This is a genomic window from Avibacterium volantium (genome assembly GCF_900635775.1).
In the GTDB taxonomy this organism is placed as follows: domain Bacteria; phylum Pseudomonadota; class Gammaproteobacteria; order Enterobacterales; family Pasteurellaceae; genus Avibacterium; species Avibacterium volantium.
Genome location: NZ_LR134167.1, coordinates 657,598 through 675,198 on the forward strand (window position 1 = coordinate 657,598; position 17,601 = coordinate 675,198).

A 17,601-nucleotide genomic window follows, 5' to 3' on the forward strand; every position below is an offset into this window, starting at 1 on the left:
CCTTAATATAATTCCACTTGGCGAATATCAACAAATTTACCAAACACCGCTGCCGCCGCAGCCATTGCTGGGCTGACAAGATGAGTGCGGCCATTACGCCCTTGGCGACCTTCAAAGTTACGGTTGCTGGTGGAAGCACAACGTTCCCATTCGCCTAATTGGTCATCATTCATTCCTAAACACATTGAACAACCGGGGTTACGCCATTCAGCCCCTGCTTCAATAAAGATTTTATCTAAGCCCTCTTTTTCGGCCTGTTCTTTCACAAGACCCGATCCCGGAACCACCAACACGCGTTTTACGTTATCAGCAACTTTACGTCCTTTCATCACCGCGGCAGCAGCACGTAAGTCTTCAATACGCGAGTTAGTGCAAGAGCCGATAAAGACTTGATCAACAGGGATTTGAGTTAAATCTGCATTCGGTTCTAACCCAATATAAGCTAAGGCTTTTTCAGCAGAAGCGCGTACCACAGGATCATTCATTTCAGCGGGATTTGGCACGGTTTGATCAATGCCGATCACTTGCCCTGGGTTTGTTCCCCAAGTTACCTGTGGCGAAATGTCTTTCGCGTCTAATACGATCACTGTGTCAAATTCTGCGCCCTCATCGGTTTTCAACGTTTTCCAATAAGCTACCGCATCGTCCCAATCTTTGCCTTTCGGGGCATAAGGACGACCTTTCAAGTATTCAAAAGTTGTTTCGTCTGGCGCGATTAATCCTGCTTTTGCACCAAGTTCAATGGCCATATTGCAGACGGTCATTCTTCCTTCCATAGAAAGATCACGAATGGCTTCACCGCAAAATTCTACAACGTGTCCTGTGCCACCTGCCATTGTGGTTTTGCCGATAATAGCAAGCACAATGTCTTTTGCCGTAATTCCCGGGGCAACTTTGCCACGCACTTCAATTTTCATATTTTTAGCACGGCTTTGTTTTAAGGTTTGGGTAGCAAGAACGTGTTCCACTTCTGATGTACCAATCCCAAACGCTAATGCGCCAAATGCGCCGTGCGTGGCAGTGTGGGAATCGCCACAAACAATCGTCATTCCTGGCAACGTTAGCCCTTGCTCAGGCCCCATAACGTGGACGATCCCTTGCTGTTTGGTGTTCATATCAAACAATTCAATGCCTGTATTGGCACAGTTTTTCGCAAGTTCCAACACTTGGATTTTGGCTTGTCCTTCTAATTTATTCACATCACGCACTTGCGTTGAAATGCTGTGATCCATTGTACCGAAAGTTTTACCCACTTGACGCACTTGGCGATTGGCAACACGCAATCCGTCAAAGGCTTGCGGGCTGGTTACTTCGTGAATTAAGTGGCGATTGATGTATAAAATCGGCGTTTCGCCTGCTGATTCGTAAACGATGTGAGCATCGAATAATTTGTCGTATAGGGTTTTTTTAGTCATTCTATTATCTCTTGTTTAGAATCTCCCCCTAACCCCCTCTTTATTAAAGAGGGGGGATCTCGTGAGAGATTTCATCATCAGTTTCTCTTATTTATCCCTTATTGATAGAAAATAACTAAGCTATTTCACTTATCAATTCCCCTTTTTATCAAAGAGGGGGGATCTCGTGAGAGATTTCATTATCAGTTTCTCTTATTTATCCCTTATTGATAAAAAATAACTAAGCTCTTTCACTTATCAATTCCCCCTCTTTAATAAAGAGGGGGCTAGGGGGAGATTTCATCATCAATTTCTCTTATTTATCCCTTATTGATAGAAAGTAACTAAGCTATTTCACTTATCAATTCCCCCCTCTTTGATAAGGAGGGGTGGGGGGAGATTTTTAAATCTCAGCCACAATAAGATCCCCCATTTCTTCTGTTGAAACAGGTGCGCTTTCATCTGCAAGATCTGCGGTGCGGTAGCCATTTTCTAGTACTTTTTTCACCGCACTTTCTATTGCGGTGGCGGCGTCATTGAGATCAAAGCTATAACGCAACATCATTGCGGCGGAAAGAATTTGTGCGATTGGGTTAGCGATGCCTTTGCCTGCGATGTCAGGGGCTGAGCCACCTGCGGGTTCGTATAAACCGAAGCCTTGTTCGTTTAGACTGGCGGAAGGAAGCATTCCCATTGATCCCGTGATCATTGCACATTCATCAGAAATGATGTCGCCGAAAATATTTGAGCATAGCAACACATCAAAAAATTCAGGTTGTTTGATTAATTGCATCGTGGCGTTATCAATATAGATATGATCCAATCTCACTTCAGGATAGTCTTTTGCCACCTCTTCCACCACATCACGCCATAGGGTAGAGCTGATCAACACGTTGGCTTTATCTACTGAAGTAACGTGTTTAGTGCGTTTCATCGCGGTTTCAAAGGCGACTTTGGCGATACGCTCAATTTCATAGCGGTGATAGATTTCCGTATCGTAGGCTTTTTCGTTTTTTCCTTCGCCCTCACGGCCTTTAGGCTGACCGAAATAGATCCCGCCTGTTAATTCACGCACTGTTACCATATCAAAGCCTTTCGCCGCAATATCTGCACGCAATGGGCAGAATTTTTCTAAACCTTTGTATAGGGTTGCAGGGCGTAAGTTGCAAAATAGAGCAAAGTGTTTACGCAACGGTAATAATGCGCCGCGTTCAGGTTGTTGATTTGGCGGTAAGTTTTCCCATTTTGGCCCACCCACTGAACCAAATAAAATTGCATCGCTTTCTTCGCAGCCCTTTAAGGTTTCTGCTGGTAATGGCGTGCCGTGTTTATCAATGGCGATACCGCCTACATCAAAATGGCGAAAGTTAAGTTGAAAACCGTATTTTTGCTGTACGGCATCAAGCACTTTAAGGGCTTCAGCCATAATTTCTGGGCCAATGCCATCGCCACTTAATACGGCGACATTATAATTTTTCATCACATCACTCCTTAATTGATTGCATTTTTGCTTAATTTTAAATTTTCTACTTTATGTGAGCGGTAGATTGCATTAATGGCGTGGATAAGCGCACGCGCTGAAGATTCCACAATATCCGTTGCCAAGCCCACACCGTGGAAGCGGCGACCTTTATGCTCCACCACAATATCCACTTGCCCGAGTGCTTCCGCCCCCTCGCCTTTGGCAGTTAAGTTGTAGTTCAGCATTTTTAACTCAATGCCTGTGATTTTCAAAATGGCATTGAACACCGCATCAACAGGTCCATTCCCACCACTCGACACTTGGCTTAATTTCTCGCCGTCCAATTCCACTTGCACGAAAGTGGAAGCAGGCAAATGACTAATCATTTGCGAGGTGATCACATCAAGGGTTAAGCGATCTTCATCACCCTGTTGCATATCAATAAAGGCAAGGGCTTCTAAATCGTAGTCAAAGACTTGCCCTTTTTTGTCCGCTAATTTCAAAAAGGCTTCGTATAATTTATCCAAATCATATTCATTTTCTTGATAACCCATTGAATCCATATGGTTTTTCACCGCCGCACGACCAGAACGGGCAGTCAAATTCAATTTTTCTTTTTTCAAGCCAATGGTTTCTGGCGACATAATTTCATAGGTGTTTTTATTTTTCACCATACCGTCTTGGTGAATACCCGAAGAATGGGCGAAAGCATTCGATCCAACAATAGCTTTATTTGGCTGAATTGGCATATTACATAATTGGCTAACCATTTGGCTGACGCGGTGGATTTCCTGCGTATTAATGCGCGTATCCACGCCAAACAAGGCTTGACGGGTTTTAATCGCCATTACCACTTCTTCCAACGCCGTGTTACCTGCACGCTCACCGATGCCGTTTACCGTACATTCAATTTGTCGCGCGCCATTTTGCACCGCTGTTAGCGAATTTGCTGTCGCCATACCCAAATCATTGTGGCAATGCACGGAAATCACCGCTTTATCAATATTCGGCACACGGTTCATTACATTGGCGATAATATTGCCATATTCCATCGGCAAGCAATAACCCACGGTATCAGGAATATTCACTGTGGTCGCCCCAGCTTGAATTGCAGCTTCTACAATGCGGCAAATATTATCAATGCCCGTACGCCCTGCATCTTCGCAAGAAAATTCCACATCATCGGTATAACGGCGCGCGCGTTTTACGGCGTTAATCGCCATTTCTACCACATCATCAAACGTGCGGCGTAATTTAGCTTCAACGTGCAAGGCAGAAGTGGCAATGAAAGTATGAATACGAAAGGCTTCTGCCACTTTTAACGCTTCTGCCGCCACATCAATATCTTTATCTACCGCGCGTGATAAGGCACAAACTCGGCTATTTTTAATGTTTTCCGCAATGGTACGGACGGATTCAAAATCCCCCGCGGAAGACACTGGGAAGCCCACTTCCATTACGTCCACGCCAAGACGCTCGAGGGCAAAAGCGATTTGTAATTTTTCTTTTACTGTCAAACTGGCTTTCAACGCTTGTTCACCATCGCGTAAGGTGGTGTCAAAGATAATCACTTGATCTTGCATAATCTGTCCTTTCATTTTGAAGATATAAAAAAACCCGCCTAAAAAGTGCGGGTCAAATTTGGGAAGTTTTTACTTTGGTGTTTTTCATCCACAAGCTAGCCGCACAAAAACTGTGAGAGAAGCAGGTGGAGTGAGAGCAAAACACGAGTAAACATAAAACATAATCCTTCTTGAAAACGAGTTTTATCTTACTCGTTAAAAATAAACTGTCAAACAAAATTTTAGCATTTTTATCCAAAGTAAACGATTTACAAGAATTTGAATTAGATGAATACACTATTATTTTAAGCATAAAAGGATAAATATTTTGAATTAGGTAAAAAGTTTACTTTTTTATACCGCACTTTTTTATAAATGGCGTGGATAAAATTTATTTTACTCGATCTTTCAAATTGCGGGTGTGTTCGTTAAAAACAAACAAAAATAATCTAAATAATATTGATAACTAATATCATTTAGATTATTATGCTTTTGAGTTTACTCTCGTACATATCTGTATTAACCCTAAATGGAAGGAATAACAATGTCTAAGAAATTTACCTTAACTTTTATTAGTTTAGCCATTGCGCATACTTTTGCAGCTGGCTCAGCCTTGGCAAATGAAGATGTATTAGATGAAATTCTTGTCTCTGAACACCAAGGTAAGAAAATCGAAACGAATGTTGTCACTCTAAGTGAAATGAATGAAAGCACCGCAACTGATATTCGTTCTTTGTTATCTAAAGAACCTTCCATTGATATCGGGGCAGGAAACGGAACATCACAATTTTTGACTTTGCGTGGAATGGGGCAAAATTCTGTTGATATCAAGGTTGATAATGCGTATTCAGATAGCCAAATACTTTACCACCAAGGCCGTTTTATTATAGATCCGTCATTACTTAAAAGTATTTCTGTACAAAAAGGGGCAGGTTCTGCCAGTGCAGGGATTGGTGCAACGAATGGGGCGATTATTACCAAAACTGTTGATGCGTTAGATCTTTTAGCGAACAGTGAACGGAATTTTGGGGCTAAAATTAGTACCGGCTATTCAACCAATGATGGATATACTTATGGCTCAACCCTTTTTGGTAAATTTGGACATTTTGATGCCTTAGTATCTTATACCAGAGTAAACGATCACGATTATCAACCGGGTAAAGGTTATACTAACTATAATGGTGGAAAAACTGTGCCTTACAGCGGATTAGATAAACGTAGCTATTTAATCAAATTAGGCGCAACCTTTGATAACCACCGTTTTGTACTTAGCCACTTGCAAGATCAACATCGTGGCGTGCGAGCGGTAAGAGAAGAATTTACCGTGGGAACAAACCCGCGCTTAAGTTTGGCTCGCCAAGCACCTGCCTACCGCGAAACCACCCTACAAAATACCAATTTTGAATGGACAGCGAAAAATTTGGGCTTTGTGAGTGAATTAACTGCAAATGCTTATTTAATGAAAAATAAACGTTATTCTGCAGATGATAGTGGTTGTGGCTATTGCGGAAATATTGAAGGAGAAACCACCACGCTCATCGAAACTCGTGGTGCGAATATCAATTTTGACTCGCCAGTTGGTGAAAATGTGCTATTAAAATATGGGGTGAATTATAGAAATCAGAAAATTACCCCACATAAATTTTTCCAAAGTGGTTTAAGTGAACCTAAAAAAGATGATTTCGGCGTTTATTTAGAGGCGATTCATTCAATGGGTGATTTTATTTTAACCACAGGGCTTCGCTATGATTACTTCAAGTTGAAAGCAATGGATGGAAAAACCGTTTCTGCGGATAAATTCAATCCTAGTTTAGGGTTAATTTGGTTGGTGAATGATAATTTAAGCTTTAGCGCTAACCACAACTACGCTTCGCGCAGCCCACGTCTTTATGATGCGTTAATGACACATGGTAAGAGAGGTATTATTTCTATTGCTGATGGTACTGTCGCTGAGCGCGCGCGCAATACTGAGCTTGGGTTTAATTATAAAGATGGTAATTGGTTAATAACAGGAAGCTATTTCTGGCAAAAAATTAGTAATGCTATTGCTAATCCGCAACAAAGACATGATGCAAATGGTATGCCAATTATGGGTACGAGAGAGACGGTAAACGCGGGTTATATTCGCAATCACGGCTATGAACTCAGCGTGGCTTATACTATCCAAGGCTTAACTGCAAGTATGGGCGTTTCTCATAGCAAACCAAGAATTTATGATACTCACCCAGATAACCTACTTAGCAGCAACCCAGAATTTGCTGTACAAACAGGAAGAACTTGGACGGCAGGGCTTGCCTATCGATTTGAAACACCAAATTTAGAAATTGGGTATCGTAATCGCTCCGCTGAACGTGGCAAAGGTTCTGTGTTAGTCAGAGAAAATAACGGCACCACCGTAGTAGAACGTGCAGGATATAGTGTTCATGATTTTTATGTGAACTGGAAGCCATTTAATAATGATGATATGAATGTGAATATTTCATTAAATAATGCCTTCAATAAATTTTACTATCCGCATACACAACGCGGTGAAACCCTTGCAGGTGTAGGACGAAATCTAAGTATCGGCGTAAATTACACATTTTAATTATCATTGCTAAGAGTTGGTTTAGGCTGGCTCTTACATCTCTGATAACGTGCTAAAAATCCTAGCTTATGGCTAGGATTTTCTTCTTTCACTTCTTTTGAATTTGTTCAAACCACTCAAATAGGCAAAAAGGATTTTTGCGTTAAATCAATAACCACCTATAAATACTACAAAAGAGTTAGTTTTTCTTTTGTGGAATAACTACGCTCACCTATGCCCTTGTGATAAAATCAGGGCATTTTTCGTCAAAGGTAGATTTTATGTCAATAATCAATCAATTACAGCTCGAACAAATTGCCTGCCAGCGTGGTGATAAAACCCTGTTTACGGATTTATCGCTCACTTGGCAAAGCGGTGATTTTGTGCAGATTGAAGGACATAACGGCATTGGCAAAACCAGCTTGTTACGCATTTTAGTTGGCCTTGCACCGCCTTTGGCAGGGCAAGTGTGTTGGAATGGACAGGCGATCAAACAATGCCGCGAAGATTATTATTACCAACTGTTGTATTTAGGCCATCACGCAGGCATTAAGCCAGAACTCACCCCTTGGGAAAATTTGGAATTTTATCAAGCCATTAGCCAATGTCAGCAAGGGGAAGAAGCCCTTTGGCAAGCACTGGAAAAAGTGGGCTTGATTGGGCGCGAAGACATTATTTCAGGGCAACTTTCCGCAGGACAACAACGGCGAATTGCCCTTGCGCGTCTGTGGCTTTCCCAAGCGCCATTATGGATTTTAGATGAGCCTTTTACCGCCATTGACAAAAATGGCGTGCGCATTTTAACGCGTTTATTTGAACAGCAAGTGGAAAAAGGCGGAATGGTGATTTTAACTAGCCACCAAGAAATTCCAAGCGAACAATTACAAGTGTTAGATTTAGAAAAATATAAATGTTATTCACACCGCGAATAGCTTCATCATAGATAAAGTGCGGTGCAAAATTAGAGAATTTTTTATGCAGATATTTGCGCAAATCATCAAACGGGAATTACGCATTGCGATGCGAAAACAAACGGAGATTCTCAATCCGTTATGGTTCTTTTTGATTATTATCACCCTGTTCCCGTTAGTGATTGGCCCTGAACCAAAATTGCTGGCAGAAATCGCCCCCGGTGTGGCTTGGGTGGCGGCGCTGCTTTCTGCCTTGCTTTCTTTTGAACGTTTGTTTCGCGATGATTTTATTGACGGATCGCTGGAGCAATTAATGCTCAGCTCTCAACATTTAGCCTTAACCGCCTTGGCGAAAGTGGTGGCGCATTGGCTATTAACCGGCTTGCCGCTCATTTTACTTTCACCCATTGCGGCGTTATTGCTTTCTTTGGATAGCCATATTTGGTGGGCGTTGGTGCTAACTTTATTACTCGGCACGCCAATTTTAAGCTGCCTTGGCGCGATCGGCGTGGCGCTCACTGTTGGGCTGCGCAAAGGCGGCGTGTTGCTGAGTTTATTAGTGTTACCTTTATTTATTCCAGTGCTGATTTTTTCTGCGTCCGTCCTTGAAGCAGCCGCGCTTGCCTTGCCTTATAACGGGCAACTTGCTATTTTGGGCGCAATGTTATGTGCGGCACTGACCTTATCGCCTTTTGCCATTGCGGGGGCATTACGAATTAGCCTTGAATAAGGCACAAGTTTTTATTTTTTGATTAAAGGAAAGATTGATTATGTGGAAATGGCTTCACCCTTATGCCAAATCAGAAACCCAATACCATTTATGCGGAAAATTTATTCCTTGGTTTGTGGTGCTTTCAACCTTATTAATTGGCACCGCCTTAGTTTGGGGCTTGGCCTATGCGCCAGCAGATTATCAGCAAGGCAACAGCTTTCGTATTATGTATATCCACGTTCCAGCGGCGATTTGGTCAATGAGTATTTATGTTTCAATGGCGATTGCGGGTGTGATTGGTTTGGTGTGGCAAATTCGCCAAGCGCATCTTTCTATCATTGCAATGGCGCCGATCGGCACGGTGTTCACCTTTATCGCCTTGGCAACAGGTGCAATTTGGGGCAAGCCAATGTGGGGAACTTGGTGGGTGTGGGACGCGCGCCTCACCGCATCATTAATCTTATTTTTCTTATATTTAGGTGTGATTGCGCTGTATTCGGCATTCCAAGATCGCACCACGGGAATGAAAGCCGCGGCGATTTTGGCTATCGTGGGTGTGATCAACATTCCGATTATTCATTTTTCGGTGGAATGGTGGAACACTTTGCATCAAGGGGCGAGCATTACTAAATTTGAAAAGCCCTCTATCGCCACGCCGATGTTAATCCCGCTGATTTTGTCGATTTTTGGCTTTATGGCACTGAGCATTTGCTTAACCTTAGTGCGTTACCGCTTAGCGTTATTAAATGATGAGAAAAAACGCCCTTGGGTGAAAGCGTTAGTTAGTCAGAAAAAAATTTAGCAAATTTGCACCGCACTTTCGTTTTCGTAAAAATAAAGTGCGGTGGTTTTTTCAAGAATTTTTAATTTTATAAGGATAAGATGATGTTTTTTGAATCTGTGAGTGATTTTCTGAATATGGGGGGCTACGGTTTTTACGTTTGGCTTTCTTATGGCGTTTCTTTTTTAGCCATTGCAGGCTTGATTTTGCAAGGCGTAATGAGCAAGAAAAAGCTTATCAATGAAATTAAACGCGAACAACAACGCACGCAATATGAACAAAACCGCAGAACAGGAGAAAGCCTATGAATCCAAGACGTAAATCGCGTTTAACCATTGTGTTATTTGTGTTAATTGGCGTGGCGGTGGCGTCATCATTAGTGCTGTATGCGTTGCGTCAAAATATTGATTTATTTTACACCCCAACGGAAGTGATCTACGGTAAAAATGACGATGCGGAAACCAAACCGAAAGTAGGGCAACGTATCCGTGTGGGCGGAATGGTGGTGGCAGGCACAGTGAAACGTGATGACAAAAGCCTGAAAGTGGTGTTTGATCTTAACGATATTGGGCCTTCGATCACCGTGGAATATGAAGGTATTTTGCCTGATTTATTCCGTGAAGGGCAGGGCATTGTGGCACAAGGCGTGCTAAAAGCGCCAACGGTGTTGGAAGCAAGTGAAGTGTTAGCGAAACACGATGAAAATTATGTGCCACCAGAATTAGGTGAGCAAATGAAAAAAGTGCATAAACCAATGGGTATTTCAGATTTAACGGGCGAAAGCGAGCGTGATCGTCAAGAAAAACAAGAAGGTAAATAATGATCGCAGAATTAGGAAACTATGCGTTAGCCTTGAGTTTGGGCGTTTCCCTGCTGTTGGCGTTTTTCCCTTTATATGGTGCAGAAAAAAATAACGCGCAGCTAATGGCTTTGGCGCGCCCAATGACTTATGGGCTATTTTTCAGCCTAACCTTAGCCTTTGCCAGTTTATTTTATTTATTCGCCACCAACGATTTTTCCGTGCAATATGTGGTGAATAATTCCAATACTAACTTGCCGTTGGCTTACCGCTTATCCGCCGTGTGGGGTTCACACGAAGGATCTCTGTTGCTATGGATTTGGTTGCTCACCTTATGGAGTGCGGCGGTTGCCTTTTTCAGCAAGCCGTTACCGCAAGAAGCGGTCGCGCGCGTGCTAGGGGTAATGGGGGTGATTACCATTGGTTTCTTAATTTTTGTTTTATTCACCTCCAATCCATTTGATCGCACTTTCCCTGATTTCCCAGTGGAGGGGCGAGAGTTAAATCCGCTGCTGCAAGATGTCGGCTTGATTTTCCACCCACCGCTACTTTATATGGGCTATGTAGGCTTTTCCGTGGCATTTGCCTTTTCCATTGCCTCATTAATGACAGGCAAACTAGACACCGCCTGGGCAAGATGGTCGCGCCCTTGGACAATGGCCGCTTGGGTTTTCTTAACCTTAGGGATTGTTCTCGGCTCGTGGTGGGCGTATTACGAACTAGGCTGGGGCGGCTGGTGGTTCTGGGACCCAGTTGAAAACGCGTCATTAATGCCTTGGTTGGCAGGAACGGCATTATTACATTCTCTTGCAGTAACCGAAAAGCGTGGCTCGTTTAAAGCTTGGACAGTATTGCTTGCGATTTTAGCCTTTTCCCTTTGCTTGCTCGGCACATTCCTTGTGCGATCAGGCATTTTGGTTTCTGTTCACGCCTTTGCTTCCGATCCAACCCGTGGGCTTTATATTTTGGCTTATTTGATCGTGGTGATTGGCGGTTCGCTTACCCTGTATGCCTACAAAGGCAACCGTATTCGCTCAAGAGATAACGCCGAGCGTTATTCCCGTGAAACCATGTTATTGCTCAATAATATTTTATTAATGACCGCACTTGCAGTGGTCTTTTTAGGCACATTATTGCCTTTGGTGCATAAACAACTTGGCTTGGGCAGTATTTCTATTGGTGCGCCATTCTTCGATCAAATGTTCCTATACATTATGATTCCTTTTGCCTTATTGCTTGGCATTGGGCCTTTGGTGAAATGGCGCAGAGATCAATTTTCTGCCATTAGAACGCCAGTGATTATCAGCCTAATTTTGATGCTAATTGCTGGCTTTGTACTGCCTTACTGGTTACAAGATCGCATCACCGCAACCTCCGTGCTTGGCGTGATGATGTCGGTGATTATCACTGTATTGGCATTATACGAATTACAACAGCGCGCCACGCACCGCCACAATTTCTTTGTGGGGCTAAGCAAACTTTCTCGTTCCCATTGGGGAATGGTGTTGGCACATCTTGGCGTTGCGATGACCGTTTGGGGCATTGCCTTTAGCCAAAACTACAGCATTGAACGTGATGTGCGAATGAACGTAGGCGACAGCATTGATATTGCAGGCTATGATTTTAAATTCCAAGGCATTAGTGATGCCAATGGCCCGAATTATCTCGGCGGCAAAGCGGAAATTGAAATCAGCAAAAACGGTAAATACGAAACCACATTGTATGCTGAAAAACGTTTTTATACCGTGAGTAAAATGTCAATGACAGAAGCGGCGATTGACTGGGGCTTTAGTCGCGATCTTTATGTGGCCTTAGGCGAAAGCCTTGGCAATGGCGCGTGGGCATTGCGTTTATACTACAAACCGTTTATCCGTTGGATTTGGTTCGGCGGCGTATTTATGGCGTTAGGTGGCTTGCTCTGTATGCTTGACAGACGTTACCGTTTCAAACAGTTATTAACCAAAGCTCAAACAGAATAAGAAGGTCGTGATGAATAAAAAATATGCTATTCCTTTGATTTTATTTTTGGCGCTAACCATCGCCTTTTTCGTGCAATTACAACGTAATTCCAACGGTGATGATCCTAAAGCCTTGGAAAGTGCTTTAGTGGGCAAGCCCGTGCCAGCGGCAACTTTGCAAGATCTGTTTGAGAATAAAACGCACGATCAAGGCATTTTCCAACAAGGTAAACCGATCTTATTGAATGTGTGGGCGACTTGGTGTCCTACTTGCTATGCAGAGCATCAATATTTGAATCAGCTCCATTCACAAGGGGTAACCATTATCGGTGTGGATTACAAAGACAAAACGGACAAAGCCATTAAATGGTTGAAAGATCTGGGCAATCCTTATCAGCTTGTAATTAAAGATGAAAAAGGAGCTTTCGGGCTGGATTTGGGTGTATATGGCGCGCCAGAAACTTTCATTATTGATGGCAAAGGTATCATTCATTATCGTTATGCAGGGGACGTGAACGAAAAAGTATGGCAAAGCACCTTGCAGCCGATTTATCAAAAATTAATGGAACAAAAATAATGCGAAAAATTCCTTATTTTTTCACCGCACTTTTATTTTGTGCCATCACGGCAAAGGCAGCCATTGAAGTGCGAAATTTTGCTTCAGCGCAGCAGGAACAGGATTACCAAAGCCTAACCCAAGAGCTACGTTGCCCGCAATGTCAGAACAATAATATTGCTGATTCCAACGCGACCATTGCCGTGGATATGCGCGAGAAAGTCTATGAGTTGCTCAGCCAAGGGCAAAGCAAACAGCAAGTGGTGGATTATATGGTACAGCGCTACGGCAATTTTGTTACCTACAACCCACCGCTCACGCCCGCAACGATGTTACTTTGGGCTGTGCCAGTTTGCCTTGTGTTGTTCGGCGGCATTTTAGTGTTACGCCGTAAACCGAAAAAACAACCACAGGCAAAACAAAGTGCGGTGCAAATTAATGATGAAAATTTAACCCAAGCGGAACAGCAACGTTTACAACAATTATTGAAGGATAAGGAATAAACAATGAATTTTTGGCTTATCAGTTTTGCGATCACCCTTATTGTGGCGCTAATTTGTTTTTATCCCTTATTATTTTCAGGCAAACAAGCGCTTGATAGCAACAAGCGTAACAAGCTAAATAAAGCCTTTTATTTCAATCGCTTGAAAGAAATTGAAGAAGATGAACAGCAAGGTTTAATTGAAAACGCCTCGCAGTTACGCACGGAATTACAGCAAACCTTATTGCAAGATATTCCTGAAAATGAACAACTTCAGCAAGATGGCAAACGCTACGGCAAAATCTGGTTTGTATCGGGCTTTTTAACCTTAGCAATTTTAGCAGGGCTAGGCTATATGCAAGCAGGCGCTTGGCAGCAAGAAGCTATGCTCGAAAAAACCTACCAAAAACTACCGCACTTTTATGAGCGTTTAAAGGAAGAAGAAAGTAATCCAATGAACGATCAAGAATTGCAACAATTCGCCACCGCCTTGCGCTTAAAATTGCAAAAAGAACCTAACAACGCGGCGGACTGGTGGACGCTTGGGCAAATTGCAATGAATCTGGATAAGGCACGCTTAGCCTATGACAGCTACGCCCGTGCGGTAAAATTAGATCCTGAAAATATCGAATATCAGCTTTCTTATGCGCGCATTTTAATGTTTTCCGATGACCAAACGGATAAAAACAAAGGAATGGATTTGCTCAAAGGTGTTCTTCGCAAAGATCACAGCAACCTACAAGCCCTTGGTTTACTCGCGTTCCAATATTTTGAAAGCGAAGAATACAAAATGGCCGCAGTAACTTGGGCGATGATGTTACGCCTAATCCCCGAAAACGATCCAAGAGTCGCACTTCTTGAAAAAAGCATCCGCGCCGCCCGCGATGCACAAGAAGAAAAGGAAAAGGCAGAGTAGAAAAAATAATCTTGTTTACTTAAGATTAATGTGTAACTAAAAGAGCGAGTAATGTTTAATATTTTTAAAAGACCAGTAAATAAGGAAAGTTTACAATCTTGGTGCAAAATCCTTGATGATATTGCAAAAGTTGCGATTTTAGCTGCTCCTGTAGTACTATATGGAGAGAATGCGATAGGCTATAAAGTATTAAATTGTCTATTTCTTGTTATTTCTGCTTATGCCTGTTTATTCAGTGCAGATTTTATGCGTAAGAATTTAGAGAAATTGATAACGGAAAAGGAGGAGTAAATGGCATTTACAATTGGGCTTGGTATTATGGCAGCACTGTGCGTGCTACTTGCTGTCACTTTAGAAAAAAGTCTAAAAACAAAATAATTTATTAGCTTGCAAATTTTAGATTTTTAATTTTGTGTGAAAAATGAATTCATTATTTTTAGGTTTTCATCATATTGCAATTATTGCATCAGATTATGCGAAATCTAAACATTTTTACACGCAGATTTTGCAGGCAAAGGTTATTCAAGAAACCTATCGGGCGGAGCGAGAAAGCTATAAGCTGGATCTTGCCTTGCCTGATGGCAGTCAAATTGAGCTGTTTTCCTTTCCAAATCCGCCAGCCAGACCAACAAGACCAGAGGCTTGCGGTTTACGCCATTTGGCGTTTAAAGTAAAAAATATTCATCAAGTTGTGGCATATTTAGCCCAACATAACATTTTTTGTGAACCTATCAGAGTGGACGAATTAACGGGTAAACAATTTACCTTTTTTCAAGATCCTGATGGCTTGCCTTTGGAACTATATGAAATTGAATAAAATATTTGGTAACAAAATGAAAAAGTTAAATATAGCAACGGCTATCTTCCTTAGCTTTTTTAGCCATACTATTATGGCTGTTGAAGAAACGGCAGAGCCTTCTGGTTATGTGGAAGTTTTTCGTTTTTCTGAAAGTGAGCCAGAAAATCAAACTTATGTGAGCAAGGAAGAATCAAAACAACTTAATCCAAAGAAAATGAGCGATGCGGAAAAGCTAGCGAAAAGCATTGAGTTTGAAGTGTATGAAGTTGGCGAAAATCGTGTTGCTCACACGGTATTTAAATCGGGCGCTGGGATTTGTCGTGGTTTTAAATCTCATTATGGCGTGGATCTGACCGATTCTCGCACTTATTACATTGATCAAGCCAATAATGAATATTATGCAAGCATCGCAGGCGCAACGATTTATTCTAAAAATGCGCCAGAAAATGTGCAATATGCGCCGGTATTTAACATTCAAGATGAAAAACTTGCCCAGCAAGTACAAGATGAAGAAAATAAATACGGTAAACAAGTGGCAACACAAAATATTGCAAAAAATTCAGAAATGTTGAAAAAAACAATTTGTCGATAAAATGATTGAAAGATAAAAGGGAGGTATGATTACTTCCCTTTTTTATAGCTGCAAAATCTCTTTCACAAAAGGAATGGTGAGTTTACGTTGCGCCTGTAAAGACGCTTTGTCTAAATCCGCCAACGCTTGGAATAGGGTGTGCATATCGCGATCAAGGCGTTTAAGCAGAAAGTTAGCGGTTTCATCAGGCAATTCAATGCCGCGAGAATGGGCCTTTTGTTGCAGCACCTTGATTTTCTGCTCGTCATCTAAAGGCGCAAGCTGGTAACTTTCCCCCCAAGACAAGCGTGATCGTAAGTCAGGCAATTTCACTGGCAAGGCATTTGGCGATTGGTTAGCACTGATGAGCAAAATGCCTCGCCCTTGTTCGCGCATACGGTTAATCAGATCAAAAATGGCCAGTTCCCATTCATCATTGCCGATTACGGATTGAATATCATCTAGGCAAACCAAATCTTGCTGTTCTAAATTTTCCAGCACTTCTGGGGAGAAATATTGCGATTTGCTCAATGGCACATAAATAGAAGGGCGTTGCTGCACTAAAAATTCATTTGAACAGGCTTTTAGCAAGTGCGTTTTTCCGCTACTTTCCGATCCCCAAACATAGAAAAACTGCTGTTTCGGATCTGCAAAATTTTTATGCAAGGAATCCAGCAACAATAAATTATTGTCAGCATAAAAATTCTCAAGAGTTTCTTCATCAATTTGATGAATAGGAAGCGGTAACTGCAAATCTAATAACCAATGTGTTTGTAAACTAAAGTGCGGTAAGAATATACAAAAAAAATAGGGATAAATAAAGCCTACCCCTATTTTCTGCGTTGAATTTGGTGGGATTTTATTCTTGAATTTCGACCTGATCTTTCGCTTTCGGTAAAATCAAGTTAAGAATAATCGCCACAACCGCACATAAACTAATGCCTTTTAGTGAAATTTCGCCGAAGTTCACGAACATTCCACCGATACCAAAGGTCATCACCACGGAAATAATGCACAGATTGCGCGCTTCGGTAACATCAACTTTACCACGGATTAAGGTACTCATTCCCACAACAGCAATCGAGCCGAACACTAACATCATAATGCCGCCCATCACGATGGTTGGAATGGTGGAAAGGAATGCCCCCACTTTTCCGCAGAAAGAAATAGCAATCGCCCATACCGCAGCCCAAGTCATAATATTTGGATTGAAGTTGCGTGTTAGCATCACCGCGCCGGTTACTTCAGCATAAGTGGTATTTGGTGGCCCACCTAATAATGAAGCCGCAGTGGTTGCCACGCCATCACCCAATAAAGTGCGGTGTAAACCCGGTTTTTTTAGGAAATCTTTACCCGTTACCGAGCTAATCGCCATAATACCGCCAACGTGTTCAACCGCAGGCGCAATGGCGATAGGTAAGAGATATAAAATCGCTTCAAGTTTAAATTCTGGCGTGGTGATATTTGGCAGACTGAACCAAGGTGCGTCTAGTACTGGTTGGAAATTGATTAAGCCTAAAAATAAGCACAGCACATAACCTGCGGTGATCCCGAACATAATCGGGATTAATTTCATAATGCCTTTCGCAAACACCGCAACAGAAAGGGTAGTCAGCAAGGTAACCATTGAAACAAGCACTGCATCATTGTATTCATAGGCGGAACCTTTACCTAATGCCATATCCACCGCCACAGGCGCTAATCCCATACCGATAATAATGATCACAGGGCCAACCACCACAGGCGGGAACACTTTTTGCAATGCTTCTGCGCCTCTTAATTTAACTAAGGTACTCAGTGCGAAATACACCAAACCCGTGCAGGCAAGTCCGCCCATTGTTACCGCAATGCCCCAAGTGGCCACGCCATATTGGATTGGGGCAATAAACGCAAAGGAAGACGCCAGAAAAATTGGCACTTGTTTGCCTGTGCATAATTGGAAAAGCAATGTCCCTACGCCAGCGGTTAATAAGGCGGTGTTGGCATCTAGCCCTGTAATTAATGGCACAAGCACTAAGGCACCAAAGGCCACAAACAACATTTGCAAGCCAACAAACGCCTGCTTCGCTTTACTTTCCACCTCGACAGGTGCATTTGGATTGGTTTTTGTCATTTTAAGTTTCAACTCTCTGT

Annotated in this window: 18 protein-coding genes; 13 read left to right on the plus strand and 5 right to left on the minus strand. The window is 42.4% G+C overall.

Annotation, left to right across the window (positions count from 1 at the left end; genetic code table 11):
* Window positions 1-2 precede the first annotated feature (2 nt).
* The 3 genes from leuC to leuA all read right to left on the minus strand — a co-directional run bounded on the left by leuC (window position 3) and on the right by leuA (window position 4,439).
* The gene (gene leuC, locus ELZ61_RS03210; protein WP_126371387.1) at window positions 3-1,415 is read right to left on the minus strand and encodes a 3-isopropylmalate dehydratase large subunit; all 1,413 of its coding nucleotides are present in this window, start codon (window positions 1,413-1,415) and stop codon (window positions 3-5) included.
* A 382-nt stretch (window positions 1,416-1,797) separates the two neighbouring features.
* On the minus strand, window positions 1,798-2,874 hold the full coding sequence (gene leuB, locus ELZ61_RS03215) for a 3-isopropylmalate dehydrogenase (RefSeq protein WP_126371389.1): 1,077 nt from the start codon (window positions 2,872-2,874) through the stop codon (window positions 1,798-1,800).
* 11 nt (window positions 2,875-2,885) lie between these two features.
* On the minus strand, window positions 2,886-4,439 hold the full coding sequence (gene leuA, locus ELZ61_RS03220; protein ID WP_126371391.1) for a 2-isopropylmalate synthase: 1,554 nt from the start codon (window positions 4,437-4,439) through the stop codon (window positions 2,886-2,888).
* A 523-nt stretch (window positions 4,440-4,962) separates the two neighbouring features.
* Here leuA and ELZ61_RS03225 point away from each other — a divergent pair.
* The 13 genes from ELZ61_RS03225 to ELZ61_RS03285 all read left to right on the plus strand — a co-directional run bounded on the left by ELZ61_RS03225 (window position 4,963) and on the right by ELZ61_RS03285 (window position 15,489).
* The gene (locus ELZ61_RS03225; protein ID WP_126371393.1) at window positions 4,963-7,005 is read left to right on the plus strand and encodes a TonB-dependent receptor domain-containing protein; all 2,043 of its coding nucleotides are present in this window, start codon (window positions 4,963-4,965) and stop codon (window positions 7,003-7,005) included.
* Between the two features lie 260 nt (window positions 7,006-7,265).
* Entirely contained in the window at window positions 7,266-7,916 is a 651-nt protein-coding gene (gene ccmA / locus ELZ61_RS03230) for a cytochrome c biogenesis heme-transporting ATPase CcmA (RefSeq protein ID WP_126371395.1), read from the plus strand.
* A gap of 43 nt (window positions 7,917-7,959) precedes the next feature.
* Window positions 7,960-8,625, plus strand: coding sequence for a heme exporter protein CcmB (ccmB, locus tag ELZ61_RS03235; protein WP_126371397.1), 666 nt, complete (start codon window positions 7,960-7,962; stop codon window positions 8,623-8,625).
* 40 nt (window positions 8,626-8,665) lie between these two features.
* Window positions 8,666-9,409: a heme ABC transporter permease gene (locus ELZ61_RS03240; RefSeq protein WP_126371399.1), complete on the plus strand. Its 744-nt coding sequence runs from the start codon at window positions 8,666-8,668 to the stop codon at window positions 9,407-9,409.
* Between the two features lie 83 nt (window positions 9,410-9,492).
* Window positions 9,493-9,696: a heme exporter protein CcmD gene (gene ccmD / locus ELZ61_RS03245; protein ID WP_126373567.1), complete on the plus strand. Its 204-nt coding sequence runs from the start codon at window positions 9,493-9,495 to the stop codon at window positions 9,694-9,696.
* Complete coding sequence (gene ccmE, locus ELZ61_RS03250) at window positions 9,693-10,208, plus strand: cytochrome c maturation protein CcmE (RefSeq protein ID WP_126371401.1); 516 nt, start codon at window positions 9,693-9,695, stop codon at window positions 10,206-10,208. The genes ccmD and ccmE overlap by 4 nt, the downstream gene beginning before the upstream one ends.
* Window positions 10,208-12,166, plus strand: coding sequence for a heme lyase CcmF/NrfE family subunit (locus ELZ61_RS03255; protein ID WP_115249492.1), 1,959 nt, complete (start codon window positions 10,208-10,210; stop codon window positions 12,164-12,166). The genes ccmE and ELZ61_RS03255 overlap by 1 nt, the downstream gene beginning before the upstream one ends.
* Before the next feature lie 10 nt (window positions 12,167-12,176).
* A complete protein-coding gene (locus tag ELZ61_RS03260; RefSeq protein ID WP_126371403.1) occupies window positions 12,177-12,722 on the plus strand; it encodes a DsbE family thiol:disulfide interchange protein in 546 nt (181 codons plus the stop codon).
* Entirely contained in the window at window positions 12,722-13,204 is a 483-nt protein-coding gene (locus ELZ61_RS03265; RefSeq protein ID WP_164550713.1) for a cytochrome c-type biogenesis protein, read from the plus strand. Before ELZ61_RS03260 ends, ELZ61_RS03265 begins: the two co-directional genes overlap by 1 nt.
* A gap of 3 nt (window positions 13,205-13,207) precedes the next feature.
* The gene (ccmI, locus tag ELZ61_RS03270; RefSeq protein WP_126371405.1) at window positions 13,208-14,098 is read left to right on the plus strand and encodes a c-type cytochrome biogenesis protein CcmI; all 891 of its coding nucleotides are present in this window, start codon (window positions 13,208-13,210) and stop codon (window positions 14,096-14,098) included.
* Between the two features lie 51 nt (window positions 14,099-14,149).
* Window positions 14,150-14,389 carry a hypothetical protein gene (locus ELZ61_RS03275; protein ID WP_126371407.1) on the plus strand — a complete coding sequence of 80 codons (240 nt, stop codon included), beginning with the start codon at window positions 14,150-14,152 and terminating at the stop codon, window positions 14,387-14,389.
* 130 nt (window positions 14,390-14,519) lie between these two features.
* A complete protein-coding gene (gene gloA2 / locus ELZ61_RS03280; protein ID WP_126371409.1) occupies window positions 14,520-14,915 on the plus strand; it encodes an SMU1112c/YaeR family gloxylase I-like metalloprotein in 396 nt (131 codons plus the stop codon).
* Window positions 14,916-14,988: 73 nt separating this feature from the next.
* Complete coding sequence (locus ELZ61_RS03285; RefSeq protein WP_206750010.1) at window positions 14,989-15,489, plus strand: DUF8095 domain-containing protein; 501 nt, start codon at window positions 14,989-14,991, stop codon at window positions 15,487-15,489.
* Between the two features lie 42 nt (window positions 15,490-15,531).
* Here ELZ61_RS03285 and hda read toward each other — a convergent pair whose 3' ends face one another.
* A complete protein-coding gene (gene hda, locus ELZ61_RS03290) occupies window positions 15,532-16,221 on the minus strand; it encodes a DnaA regulatory inactivator Hda (RefSeq protein WP_338418674.1) in 690 nt (229 codons plus the stop codon).
* Window positions 16,222-16,327: 106 nt separating this feature from the next.
* A complete protein-coding gene (locus tag ELZ61_RS03295) occupies window positions 16,328-17,581 on the minus strand; it encodes a nucleobase:cation symporter-2 family protein (protein WP_103854207.1) in 1,254 nt (417 codons plus the stop codon).
* Window positions 17,582-17,601: the final 20 nt, after the last annotated feature.